Origin of the sequence: Salinicola acroporae, assembly GCF_003206615.1 — a bacterium.
GTDB classification, from domain to species: domain Bacteria; phylum Pseudomonadota; class Gammaproteobacteria; order Pseudomonadales; family Halomonadaceae; genus Salinicola; species Salinicola acroporae.
The window spans coordinates 92,079-103,320 of sequence record NZ_PZJW01000012.1 but is presented as its reverse complement, the minus strand read 5'-3'; the positions used below and the strand labels follow the sequence as shown (position 1 = coordinate 103,320).

Below are 11,242 nucleotides of genomic sequence, written 5' to 3'. Positions count from 1 at the left end.
CGGGAACCTTGCAAATGCCCAATGCGCTCCAGGCTGGCAAAGACCGCCGCGCCTTCATCCCTCGTTATCGACTCTCGGTTCGCTGGCTGGCCCTGTCGGCCGCGTCGCTTCTGCTCACGGCCTGTGCCGGTGGAACCCAGCAAGGGGTGACGTCCGCCGCGCCGTCGTCAGGCCTGGCTGCGCTCAAGTCACCGCTGATGCCGAGTGCCTTCTTCGCCGACGGTGGCGAGACGTTCACTGCCTGGCGCTGCACGCCATCCCAGGATCTGGTCACCACCACGCCCGATGATCGGCGCCTGCGATTGTGGACCGCGCTGGGGGAGACCGAACTGCCGAGCGCCGTGGTGGGCGCCGGCTCCCGCTACCAACTCGGCGGGGTTTCGTTCTGGCGCCAGGGGCGCGATGCCCGTGTCGAGAGCGACAACGGCCGGTTGGTCTGCACGCTGGCCAGCGAGCGCCCGACGACGACGCGCAAGGCGCATCCGGACACCATCTTCTACGCCAGCGGTAACGAGCCCGGCTGGAACGTCTCGCTAGATCGCAATAGCCATTCGCTGACGCTGGTGTCCGATTATGGCCAGGCTACCGATACGTTCGACTACCGGGTCGCCTCGGTGAAGAACGGAGGTGACGCGCGCATGGTGCTGGTCAGCGACAGCGGCCGATACCCCATGGAACTCGATCTCCGCGCCGGCGCCTGTTTCGATGACATGAATGGTCAGCCGTGGCCGGTCAAGGTGACGCTGCGCTATGGAGCGCGCGAGTTCCAGGGCTGTGGGCAGGGCGTGGAGGCCAGCCGCTGAGCGACCCGGCCCATGAGGGGAGAACGAACGAAATTGTCGAACGATTGATGCTATTTTTAGCGGTTTTTATTTCATGAAGTGCAACGAATAATCCCTGCAACGCTTGCCGCTCATCGACGGCATCTTGATTGGGTGTGACTTCAATAGTGGAGACGGCTTCATGACACGACGTGTTCTTCTCATCACCAGTTCCCTCTTCGGCGAGGGTGGCCAGTCCCGAGTGCTGGCAGCATCGTTCAAGGACGCCTTGCAGGGGCGGGACGTCGAGTTGACCGAGCGCAACGTGGTCGAGCAGCCGCTGCCACACCTGACCGGCGCCGAAATGACGAGCTGGATGACCGACCCCTCCGAGCGCAGTGACGAGCAGCGGCAACTGGCCCAGGTGTCTGACGAACTGCTGGCCGAGATCGATGCCTGTGATGTGCTGGTGCTGGCGGTGCCGCTCTACAACCTGGGCATTCCGAGTCAGCTCAAGTCATGGTTCGACCGTATCCTGCGCGCCGGCAAGACCTTCCAGTACACCGCCAATGGCCCGGTAGGGCTGCTGGAGGGCAAGTCGGCGCTGATTCTGGCCGCCCGCGGTGGCATGTACGCCGGCACCGAGATGGACTCGCAAACGCCACATCTCAGGCACATGCTGGGCCTGATCGGCATCAAGGAGGTCGACGCCATCTATGCCGAAGGCCTGAACATGGGCGACGATCGCAAGCATCAGTCCCTGACCGAAGCCAAGCAGGCGATCGGCCACTACGTCGCTTCGCATTTCTGATCGTCGAACCGCGCTCCAGCGTCGACCCGAGCCGCCCGCTACCGATGTAGCGGGCGGCTCTCGTTTCAGTCGGGGGCGGTGATCGGCTCGACCCGGGACGAGGTGATTCGCGCCAGCAGACGCTGCATGACGGCCCGGTCCGGTCGGGCCGAACCCGCGCGCTCGCTGGTCACCGGCCGCCACCGGCCGTCATCCTCGCGCTCGGCAATCGAGAAGGTGAACGGGTGGGCTCCCGGCACGCCCAGGCGAAGGTCGGTGGCCAGGAGCCTTTCTCTGCCCGCCTCGCGGCGGGTCTGGTAACGCAGGAACGGGCCGCTGAACCAGGAGAGGCGCTGGCCATCCTGCGTCCGCTGCGCAGTTCCCTGCCATTCATCGCCCAGTGGCCAGGGTGCCAGCGTCGGCGGGGTGTCGCCGTCCAGCAGGCTGACCCAGCCTTCGTAGGCCGCGCCGTCATGAATGACGGTGACGCGCCAGAGCAGGGTGGTCAGGGGGGCGGGTTGGACCAGGATGGGGTCGCTGCTCATGCCCCGCTGGGCCAGGACGGGCGCGAGTCGTTGCTCGACGAACGCCTGGGCGGCCAGGCTGAAACCGATGTAGAGGCAGGACAGCCCCAGCATTGCGGCCAACAGTCGGTGAGTGCCGGGACGTATCGCGAACGCAATCACCCCGGTCAGCAAGGGAAGCGTATAGAGCGGGTCGATGATGAACAGCGTGTGCCAACTGATCGGTCGCAACGGAATCGGCCACAGCAGTTGAGTGCCATAGGTCGTGAAGGCATCGAGTAACGGATGCGTCGTCAGGCAGAGGGTGAATAGCCACCACCAGTGCTGGAAGGAGGCGATCTCGCGCGTGCGCGACCATCGTGCGGCGAGCCCCGCGAGAAGCGTCGCGACACCGGTCAGCACGATCAGCGAGTGACTGAAGCCGCGATGACGGGTGTAGTCGGCAACGGCGTCTCCATAGTCGATCAGCACGTCGAGATCCGGCAGGGTACCGAGAGCGGCCCCGATCAACAGCGCGCGCCGGCCGAGTCGAGGCATGACCACGCCGCCGATGGCGGCGCCCAGGCAGGCTTGGGTAACGGAGTCCATACGATCTCCCTATCGTGGGCGGTCGAGGGTGAAGGCATCTGCCGAAAGTCGCAGTGTGTGCGAGGTTGGCCACCGCGTCGACTCGAACGTAACCAACGGCGTGTCATTCACCGATCGACGGTGGTGGTCTACCATGGGATGGTCCAACTCACTGACGAATCAGGAACAAATCCATGGAATACCTGCACACGATGGTTCGCGTCGCCGATCTCGACGCGTCGCTGCACTTCTACTGCGACTTGCTGGGCCTGCAGGAAGTGTCACGCAAGGAGAGCGAGAAGGGGCGTTTCACGCTGGTTTTCCTGGCCACGCCCAATGACACGCCACGCGCCAAGGCCGAACAGTCGCCGATGGTCGAGCTGACCTACAACTGGGATCCGGAAACCTACACCGGCGGTCGCAATTTCGGCCACCTGGCCTATCGGGTCGACGATATCTATGCCCTCTGCGAAAAGCTGCAGGCGGCTGGCGTGACCATCAACCGGCCGCCGCGGGACGGGCACATGGCTTTCGTGCGCTCTCCCGATGGCATTTCGATCGAACTACTCCAGAAGGGCGAGGCGCAGGCACCGAAGGAGCCGTGGGCCTCGATGGAAAACACCGGTAGCTGGTGATCCCGTGCATCGCTCGACGCGTATCTTTCTCGGCTGGCTGCTGCTGGTGGCGATCGCTGCCAGCAGCGGCATCCTCGCGCCGCCCGGCGCGTGGTACGCGGCGCTGGCCAAGCCACCCCTGACGCCACCGGACTGGCTGTTTCCAACGGCCTGGACGCTGCTCTACCTGATGATGGCGGTCGCGGCGACGAAAGCGACGCTGGCGGTGCCCCAGGGGGCGCGTTGGTCAGCCTTGGCGCCGTTCGTGCTGCAGTTGGTCGCCAACGGCGTGTGGTCGTGGCTGTTTTTCGCCGCCCACTGGATGTTGATCGGTCTGCTCGACCTGCTGCTGCTGTGGGGGCTGATCGTATGGACGATCGTGACATTCTCTCGCCATTCACGCTTCGCGGCCGGCTTGCTGGTGCCCTACCTGATATGGGTGAGCTTCGCCGCCTATCTCAACGCGGGAGTATTGATACTCAACGCGCCATGGGGCTGATAGCGCGGCGCCTCGCGGCAGTCGCCGATCGGCGTTATCTCGACTGGCCCCGGGAGCCGTCATCATGACCCAGACGACACGACCGCTGCCTGCCGATATCGAGGCCGCGATGCGCCGCGAGGCAGCCGGGCTCGAGCGGCTGGATCGAGAGGTCTATCACCACTACGACCGCGACCCTCTGGCGCCGATCGTCGGCTTGGGGCCCAGAGAGGCAAGACTGGCCATCTTCGGCCGCGATCCCGGCGGGAAAGAGGTCGAGATGGGGCAGCCGTTCGTCGGCGCCGGCGGGCAGAAGGTTCGCGACGCGCTCTATCGGCACCGCCACGGACGAGCATTGCCGGATTTCGAATCCTCGCTGGAGGTGGGAGAGGATCTGTTCTGGATCAACACGGTCCCCTACAAGCCGCTAGGCAACAAGGCCTGGCCGATGGCGGTGAAGCGGCGCTTCCAGCCGCTGATCGCGGCACTGCTGGCGCAGCAGTGGTCCGGCGATCAGGTGATCACACTCGGACGGGAAGCCTTCCTGTGGTTCGGTATCGGCCAGTCGCGCGAGGTGCGAGACGGGTTGGAGGCGTTCTGGGCCCGCGAAGATCGTTTTACCGCGACCTGTGTCACGGCGCTGACGCTACCGACCGGCGAGATCCGCCGCTTCACCCTTGCACCGCTTCCGCACCCCTCGCCGCTCAACCAGCGCTGGTTCAAGCGCTTTCCCGATCTGCTGGACCGGCGGCTGTCGGCGCTCGGGACCTGACCGGCTTGGCTACGCGTTGTCCGAAAAATGCCTGCGCTCAACCATACGGCGTTAAAAATCGGCTGGAACGCCAGCCGAGCTCGGCGCCCCCGTCAAGATGCTCATTTACCCCCGTCAACTGGAGCGCCAGTCCGGTCCGTCTTTCGCCGATTCTTGCCTTGTCCGGCTATCGCTCGTCGATTTTTCAGATAGAGCTTAGTCCGGGCGGGCCGCCATACGCCCGCTTCCCAGGAACATGATCGCCAGGGCGCCGAACAGGAACATGCCCTGCAGCTCCAGCGTCCATCCTCCCTGGCTATTGAGTGTCCACAATTGGGACATGTGGACCAGTATCAGTGCCACGATCATGTTGACCGCCATCAGCAACCCGCCAATCCGCGCTTGCCAGCCGACGATCGCCATCAGCGGGGCGACGATCTCGCCGACCAGAACGCCGTAGGCGACGAAGGAGGGCAGGCCCATGCCCGATAGCTGATGGGCAATCCCGTTGAGACTGGTCGGATCCATCAGCTTGCTGATGCCATGCAGCAGTATCAGGACGCCAACGCACAGGCGCAGCAGCAGCTTGCCTAGATCATCGTTTTGCAGGAAGCGCATAGGGGGTTCCGTATTGTCCAAGGTTCCAGTGCCTTATTGTCGCGCATAGGCTAACAGAACTTGCGCTGGATTCGTGGCGCGGGGATATTGGTATCTTTTTGTAAGCGCTGGATTACATTGCCGATGGCGATTCTGACAATGTCCTCTGTCGCCGAAAACGGTAATACTTGTGCCGATTCTTCGATGAGAGGGGAGCATCGGCCCGCCGGGCCGGGGTCTCTTCTGGCGCTTGTTCGAGCAAAGTGTTCGTAGAAAGGTCCTACCCAAACACAACAACGAGTCGTAAATGCGGAGCCAGTTCTTCTCCCTTTGGCGGAAATGCACCGAAGCGCCCGACTCCCTCCCGGCGGAGCGTCGGCGAAGTTTCGAGATCATGGCCGAGATCTATCTGCTGGCACTCTGTGTGCAGTTGATGATCGCGCCTGTGCTGTTTCTCGTCGGCCGTCCGATCCTCGGTTGGCTCAATCTGGCCTGTCTTGTCGGTTACGTGGTGACCCTGGTACTGCATCGTCGCCTGTTCGTGGCGACCGCGCTGGCGGTCAAGCTGGGCGCGTTTCTGGTTTTCGTCATTGTCGGTGCCGTCGTCACCGCCAATCAGACCAGTCTGATCTACTTTCTCCTGTTTGCCGAAGTCGAAATGATGCTTGCCGACCTTCGGCGTCGCACCAAGATCATCGCGACCGGTTGTCTCGTCATGTTTTCTCTCGGTGTCCTCCATTTGCCCCCATTGCCTGGTGCGCCCCGGCAGGCTTCCGGTGTCGATATGTTTCTTGCCGAACTGGGTCTGGGGCTGGTCTTCATCATGCTATGCATCGTGATTCTGCGCGTGCTGGCGATCACCGACCACCATGAGCATCGCTATCGACGTGACGCCATGCATGACTCGCTGACGCGGGTGCTCAATCGACGTGCGATCTTCGATCGGGCCTCCCTCTACTGGAAGACCAATCGCGAGTTTGCCTTGGTGCTGGTGGATGCCGACCGCTTCAAGGAGATCAACGATAACCACGGGCACTCTGCCGGCGATGCCGTTCTGCGCCACTTGGCCACCCTGTTGCGGGAGACGCTGCGCAGTGACGACAGCGTCGGGCGGGTCGGCGGGGAGGAGTTTCTGATATTGCTGCCCGGTGCTGGCAAGAGCCAGGGCATCGAAGCCGCCACGCGTATGCGTAATCGACTGGCACACTATCCCTGCCGGCTCGACAGCATCGAGCTGCCGGTTACGCTATCGATGGGAATCGCCACTTCCGACGAGGCCCTGCATCTGCGCGAGCTGATCGAACTGGCCGATCGGCGGCTCTACGCCGCCAAGTCCGCCGGGCGCGATCAAGTGGTGGCCGAAGGACACGCCGATGCCGCGACGTCACGAAACTCGCAGCGCCTCGCCCAAGGGGTCGAGCGAGCGCTGGAGACGGACCGCGTCTGAAGGGAATCGCCGCTGAAGCGGCGGAGGGAAGCGCTTCGTTTCCACCTCAGGCCGGTGTGCGCTCAGCGGGGCAGTGGCAGGCGTGAAAGCCCGCGCTGGACCAGCGTCGTCACGGTGGTCGCCACCGGCGTGCACAGGACCCAGGGCAGGGCCAGCAGCGCGATGCTAAGCGCGCCCATGTAGACATCGCTGAACCAGTGCGCGCCGACCATGATCCTTGGTGCGCTCAGCAGCATCACGAAGGCCACGCTCCAGCCGGCAGTGCGGCGATCGGCAAAGCGCAGCATGAATCCGGCGAAGATCATCAACATCAGCCCATGGTCACCGGGGAAACTGTTCGACGCCGAATCCTTGGTGGGGATCGAGACGATATCCGTCAGGTGGGCGGCGTGTGCGAAGAATCGTGTCGGGCTGGGATGCCCGTAGGTGATCGCCTTGTTGGTGACTACCGCAATGACGCCGGCGGTCAGCAGCATCGTCACGCCGATGCCGAACCAGCGACGCACCCGGTCGGGTCGCGGATCGCGGCGCATGGCGACGGCGAACAGCACGCCCATGACGCCAAACGACGCGGCATCGAAGAAGCGCGTGTTGAGTAGTGCCAGCGTATCGTTCCAGAGTCCATTTTCGGGGGTGATCCACTGGTTGAAAGCCCAGAAGATCCTGTCGTCCAGGTCGGTCCAGGGCAGCCCGTGGGGCAGCGCCCAGCTCAGCAGCAGCACGAGGCCGGCCAGGTTGAAGGCGATGATGCGTTTGAGGTCTATCCGCGTCGTTGTCATGACCAATTCCTCAGAAGTGGCTCGGGCGAAAGCGCCGATAGAGGGTGTCGAATGCCGCTGCCATGCCGTTGATCAGCCGCACGATCCAGGCGTTGCAAAGTACCCAGGGCAGGACCACCAGGGCGATCGCCAGCGACCCCAGATAGACATCGCTGACCCAGTGCGCGCCGACCATGATTCGCGGCAGCGTGACCAAGCCCGTCAGGGTGACGGCCAGCGCTGCCGTCAGCCGGTCGGCGAAGCGCAGCATGAAGCTGGCGAAGACCATCGCCATCAGCCCGTGATCGCTCGGGAAGCTGTCGGATGCCGAATCCTTGGCGTGGAGCGAGGTGTAATCGCTCAGGAGGTTGACCTGGCCGTGCCACAACGTCGGGCTGGGGCGCACCATCAGCAGATGCTCGTGCAGCAGCGCACCAAGCGTCGCGGCAACGGCGGACATGACCAGGCCAATGGCCAGCCACTTCGGCCACCCGCCGTTACGGTCGCGAAGCATGGCCATGCACAGGATCCCCAGCAGCATACCGAACAGGATCTTGTCGAACGCTCGGGTGTTGAGTACCGCCAGGAGCTCCGTCCAGTGGGGGTAGACGGGCCCGATGAACTGGTTGAAGAAGAAAAACACGTCGTCGTCCAGCCGGGTCCAGAACAGCACGGTCGGGAGCCACCAACTGATGACCAGCACGAGGGCGAGCAGGTTGTAGAAGAGGATTCGGCGGATATTCATGACGAAGGCTCGGTGTGACTTTTCGCCATTATAATTTAAGCCCAGCATAAGGAACAGTGTTTCTAAACTGGTCCCGATTCGCCGCCGCCGCTTTTTTCATTGGCCTGGACGAAAAGACGCCGGCCCTTGGCAGGGCCGGCGTCCGACTGGCGCGAGGGGGGGAAGCGCCTAGTTGCCGAGTTCGGCGATCTTGTTGCGCTGCTCGACCAGGTGCTGGCGCGCCGCCAGGTACTCCTTGAGCTTGCCGCGCTCCTTCTCGACCACGGCCTCGGGTGCCTTGGCAGTGAAGCTCTCGTTGCCGAGCTTCTTCTCGATGCCGACGATCAGCTTGTCCTGCTTGTCGATCTCCTTGGCCAGCCGTTGCATCTCGGCGTCCTTGTCGATCAGGTCGGCCATCGGTACCAGCACTTCCATGTCGCCCACCAACTGGGTGGCGGACAGGGGCGCCTCGGCCGGGTCGTCGAGCCAGGTCACGCTTTCCAGCTTGGCCAGCTTGGCCAGGAACAACCGGTTGGCGGCGAGGCGCTCGCGGTCGCCGGCAACGCCCTTGGTCAGCAGCGCATCCAGCGGCTTGCCGGGGGCGATGTTCATCTCGGCGCGGATGTTGCGCACCGCGACGATCACCCCCTTGAGCCATTCGATATCGCGAATGGATTGCTCGTCGATGCGCGAGTCATCCGCTTCCGGCCACGGCTGGATCATCAGGCTCGTCGCATCCTTGGCGGAGGCCGTGCCCGCAAGGGGCGCCACGCGCTGCCAGATCTCCTCGCTGATGAACGGCATCATCGGGTGCGCCAGGCGCAGAATCACCTCGAGCACGCGTACCAGGGTGCGGCGGGTGCCGCGCTTAGCCTCCGCCGAGGCGTTCTCGTCCCACAGTACCGGCTTGGAGAGCTCCAGGTACCAGTCGCAGTACTCGTTCCAGACGAAGTCGTAGAGCGCCTGGGAGGCGTGGTCGAAGCGATACTCCTCCAGCGCCCGGGTGACCTGCGCTTCGGTCTGCTGCAGTCGGGAGATGATCCAGCGATCCGCCAGCGACAGCGCCACGCTCTCGCCGCCGAGGCCGACATCCTGGTCCTCGGCGTTCATCAGCACGTAACGGGAGGCGTTCCACAGCTTGTTGCAGAAGTTGCGGTAGCCGTCGAGGCGGCCCATGTCGAACTTGATGTCGCGACCGGTGGTGGCCAGCGACAGGAAGGTGTAGCGCAGGGCATCGGTGCCGTGGGCCTCGATGCCGTCGGGGAACTCGCTACGAGTGGCCTTCTCGATCGCCCGTGCCTTCTGCGGCTGCATCATGTTGCCGGTGCGCTTGGCCACCAGGGTCTCGAGGTCGATGCCGTCGATCAGATCGATGGGGTCGAGCACGTTACCCTTGGACTTGGACATCTTCTGGCCCTGGCTGTCGCGCACCAGGCCGTGGACATAGACGGTCTTGAACGGCACCTGGCCGGTGAAGTGGCCGGTCAGCATGATCATCCGGGCGACCCAGAAGAAGATGATGTCGAAGCCGGTCACCAGCACGCTGGTGGAGTGGAAGGTCTCGAGCTCCGGTGTCTTCTCGGGCCAGCCCAGGGTGCCGAAGGTCCATAGCCCGGAGCTGAACCAGGTGTCGAGGACATCGTCGTCCTGGGTCAGGGTCACCCCGTCTGCGATGGCGTACTTCTCGCGGGCCTCCTGCTCGGTTCGGGCGACGAAGATATTACCCTCGGCGTCGTACCAGGCGGGAATGCGGTGGCCCCACCACAGCTGGCGGGAGATACACCAGTCCTGCAGGTCGCGCATCCAGGCGAAGTACATGTTCTCGTAGTTCTTGGGCACGAACTCGATGTCGCCGTTCTCCACCGCTTCGATGGCCGGCTTGGCCAGCTTCTCGACGGCGACGAACCACTGGTCCGTCAGCAGCGGCTCGATGACATCGCCGGAGCGGTCTCCGTAGGGCAGGGTATTGGTGACCGTCTCGATCTGCTCGAGCAGCCCGGCGGCTTCCATGTCGGCGACGATGCGTTCCCGCGCCACGTAACGATCCAGCCCCGCGTAGGCGCCAGGCAGCGTGACGTCGACGTCCGGCAGCGGGCGTCCCTGCAGGTCGAACGCCTCGGCGCGTTCGAGAATGGTCGCATCCTGCGAGAATACGTTGATCAGGGCGTGGTCGTGGCGCTTGCCGACCTCGTAGTCGTTGAAGTCGTGGGCCGGGGTGATCTTGACGCAACCCGAGCCCTTCTCCATGTCGGCATGCTCGTCGGCGATCACCGGAATCCGGCGGCCGACCAGCGGCAGCTCGATGAACTTGCCGATCAGCGACGCATAGCGCGGGTCTTCCGGATTGACCGCCACGCCGGTATCGCCCAGCAGCGTCTCCGGACGGGTGGTGGCGACGACCAGGTAGTCCTTGCCGTCGGCGGTGGTGACGCCATCGGCCAGCGGATAGCGGAAGTGCCAGAACTGGCCCTGCTGCTCGCGGTTTTCCACCTCCAGGTCGGAGATCGCGGTATGCAGGGTCGGGTCCCAGTTGACCAGGCGCTTGCCGCGATAGATCAGGCCCTCGTCGAACAGCTTGACGAAGACCTCCTGCACCGCCTGGTAGAAGCCGTCGTCCATGGTGAAGCGCTCGCGGCTCCAGTCGACGCTGGCGCCCATCCGGCGCAACTGGCGGGTGATATGGCCGCCGGACTCTTCCTTCCATTCCCAGATCTTGTCGATGAACGCCTCGCGCCCCAGGTCGTGACGCGACTGGCCGGTCTCCGCGGCCAGCTTGCGCTCTACCAGCATCTGGGTGGCGATGCCGGCGTGATCCGTTCCCACCTGCCACAGGGTGTTGTTGCCGCGCATGCGCTTCCAGCGCACCAGCGTGTCCATGATCGTGTCCTGGAAGGCGTGGCCCATGTGCAGGCTGCCGGTCACGTTGGGCGGCGGGATCATGATCGAGAACGGCTCGCCCTGACCACTCGGGGCGAAACGGTTGTCGGCTTCCCAGCTCTCGTACCAGCGGGTTTCGATCTGATCGGGTTGGTAGGTCTTGTCCATGGCGGCTATATCGGGCTCGGCAATCGGTGTCGATGGCAGGCGCCGCGCCTCGGGTCTCGGTCCGGGATTGCAGCATCCCGGACGCGGGATCGAGGCGTGGCGTCGCGAAAATGGCGGGGATTATAACGCTTGAGCAAGGGTGGCGTCAGGGAGCCGCTTTATTTAGCAACAAAACTCAATCTCCTT

At 63.9% G+C, this 11,242-nt stretch carries 11 protein-coding genes; 6 read left to right on the top strand and 5 right to left on the bottom strand.

The features are described from left to right. Positions 1–14: 14 nt before the first annotated feature. Entirely contained in the window at positions 15–803 is a 789-nt protein-coding gene (locus tag DOM54_RS17055) for a C-type lysozyme, inhibitor (RefSeq protein WP_110717484.1), read from the top strand. A 160-nt stretch (positions 804–963) separates the two neighbouring features. Then, entirely contained in the window at positions 964–1,572 is a 609-nt protein-coding gene (locus tag DOM54_RS17050; RefSeq protein ID WP_110717645.1) for an FMN-dependent NADH-azoreductase, read from the top strand. Positions 1,573–1,637: 65 nt separating this feature from the next. Here DOM54_RS17050 and DOM54_RS17045 read toward each other — a convergent pair whose 3' ends face one another. Next, positions 1,638–2,663 carry a metal-dependent hydrolase gene (locus tag DOM54_RS17045; protein WP_110717483.1) on the bottom strand — a complete coding sequence of 342 codons (1,026 nt, stop codon included), beginning with the start codon at positions 2,661–2,663 and terminating at the stop codon, positions 1,638–1,640. A 173-nt stretch (positions 2,664–2,836) separates the two neighbouring features. Between DOM54_RS17045 and gloA the strand changes: the two genes are divergently transcribed. From gloA to DOM54_RS17030, 3 genes are all read left to right on the top strand, one after another. Continuing rightward, positions 2,837–3,277 carry a lactoylglutathione lyase gene (gene gloA / locus DOM54_RS17040; protein ID WP_110717482.1) on the top strand — a complete coding sequence of 147 codons (441 nt, stop codon included), beginning with the start codon at positions 2,837–2,839 and terminating at the stop codon, positions 3,275–3,277. Between the two features lie 4 nt (positions 3,278–3,281). Next, a complete protein-coding gene (locus DOM54_RS17035; RefSeq protein WP_110717481.1) occupies positions 3,282–3,755 on the top strand; it encodes a TspO/MBR family protein in 474 nt (157 codons plus the stop codon). Between the two features lie 64 nt (positions 3,756–3,819). Beyond that, complete coding sequence (locus tag DOM54_RS17030) at positions 3,820–4,506, top strand: uracil-DNA glycosylase family protein (protein WP_110717480.1); 687 nt, start codon at positions 3,820–3,822, stop codon at positions 4,504–4,506. A gap of 195 nt (positions 4,507–4,701) precedes the next feature. Here DOM54_RS17030 and DOM54_RS17025 read toward each other — a convergent pair whose 3' ends face one another. After that, positions 4,702–5,103 carry a DoxX family protein gene (locus DOM54_RS17025; protein ID WP_110598549.1) on the bottom strand — a complete coding sequence of 134 codons (402 nt, stop codon included), beginning with the start codon at positions 5,101–5,103 and terminating at the stop codon, positions 4,702–4,704. 373 nt (positions 5,104–5,476) lie between these two features. On the opposite strand from DOM54_RS17025, the gene DOM54_RS17020 reads away from it, so the two are divergent. Next, positions 5,477–6,529, top strand: a complete 1,053-nt coding sequence (locus DOM54_RS17020) for a GGDEF domain-containing protein (protein ID WP_162619905.1) — start codon at positions 5,477–5,479, stop codon at positions 6,527–6,529. Between the two features lie 62 nt (positions 6,530–6,591). On the opposite strand, the gene DOM54_RS17015 is transcribed toward DOM54_RS17020, so the two are convergent. The 3 genes from DOM54_RS17015 to DOM54_RS17005 form a co-directional block, all read right to left on the bottom strand. After that, positions 6,592–7,308: a phosphatase PAP2 family protein gene (locus tag DOM54_RS17015; protein WP_240613946.1), complete on the bottom strand. Its 717-nt coding sequence runs from the start codon at positions 7,306–7,308 to the stop codon at positions 6,592–6,594. Between the two features lie 10 nt (positions 7,309–7,318). Beyond that, positions 7,319–8,032, bottom strand: a complete 714-nt coding sequence (locus tag DOM54_RS17010; RefSeq protein ID WP_162619904.1) for a phosphatase PAP2 family protein — start codon at positions 8,030–8,032, stop codon at positions 7,319–7,321. A gap of 168 nt (positions 8,033–8,200) precedes the next feature. After that, entirely contained in the window at positions 8,201–11,056 is a 2,856-nt protein-coding gene (locus tag DOM54_RS17005; protein WP_110717477.1) for a valine--tRNA ligase, read from the bottom strand. Positions 11,057–11,242 lie beyond the last annotated feature (186 nt).

Bases quoted from the DNA above. Each gene is read 5' to 3' on its own strand.
- DOM54_RS17005 (WP_110717477.1), bottom strand. From the start codon at position 11,056: ATGGACAAGACCTACCAACCCGATCAGATCGAAACCCGCTGGTACGAG.
- DOM54_RS17045 (WP_110717483.1), bottom strand. From the start codon at position 2,663: ATGGACTCCGTTACCCAAGCCTGCCTGGGCGCCGCCATCGGCGGCGTG.
- DOM54_RS17055 (WP_110717484.1), top strand. From the start codon at position 15: ATGCCCAATGCGCTCCAGGCTGGCAAAGACCGCCGCGCCTTCATCCCT.
- DOM54_RS17010 (WP_162619904.1), bottom strand. From the start codon at position 8,032: ATGAATATCCGCCGAATCCTCTTCTACAACCTGCTCGCCCTCGTGCTG.
- DOM54_RS17025 (WP_110598549.1), bottom strand. From the start codon at position 5,103: ATGCGCTTCCTGCAAAACGATGATCTAGGCAAGCTGCTGCTGCGCCTG.
- DOM54_RS17030 (WP_110717480.1), top strand. From the start codon at position 3,820: ATGACCCAGACGACACGACCGCTGCCTGCCGATATCGAGGCCGCGATG.
- gloA (WP_110717482.1), top strand. From the start codon at position 2,837: ATGGAATACCTGCACACGATGGTTCGCGTCGCCGATCTCGACGCGTCG.
- DOM54_RS17050 (WP_110717645.1), top strand. From the start codon at position 964: ATGACACGACGTGTTCTTCTCATCACCAGTTCCCTCTTCGGCGAGGGT.
- DOM54_RS17020 (WP_162619905.1), top strand. From the start codon at position 5,477: ATGGCCGAGATCTATCTGCTGGCACTCTGTGTGCAGTTGATGATCGCG.
- DOM54_RS17015 (WP_240613946.1), bottom strand. From the start codon at position 7,308: ATGACAACGACGCGGATAGACCTCAAACGCATCATCGCCTTCAACCTG.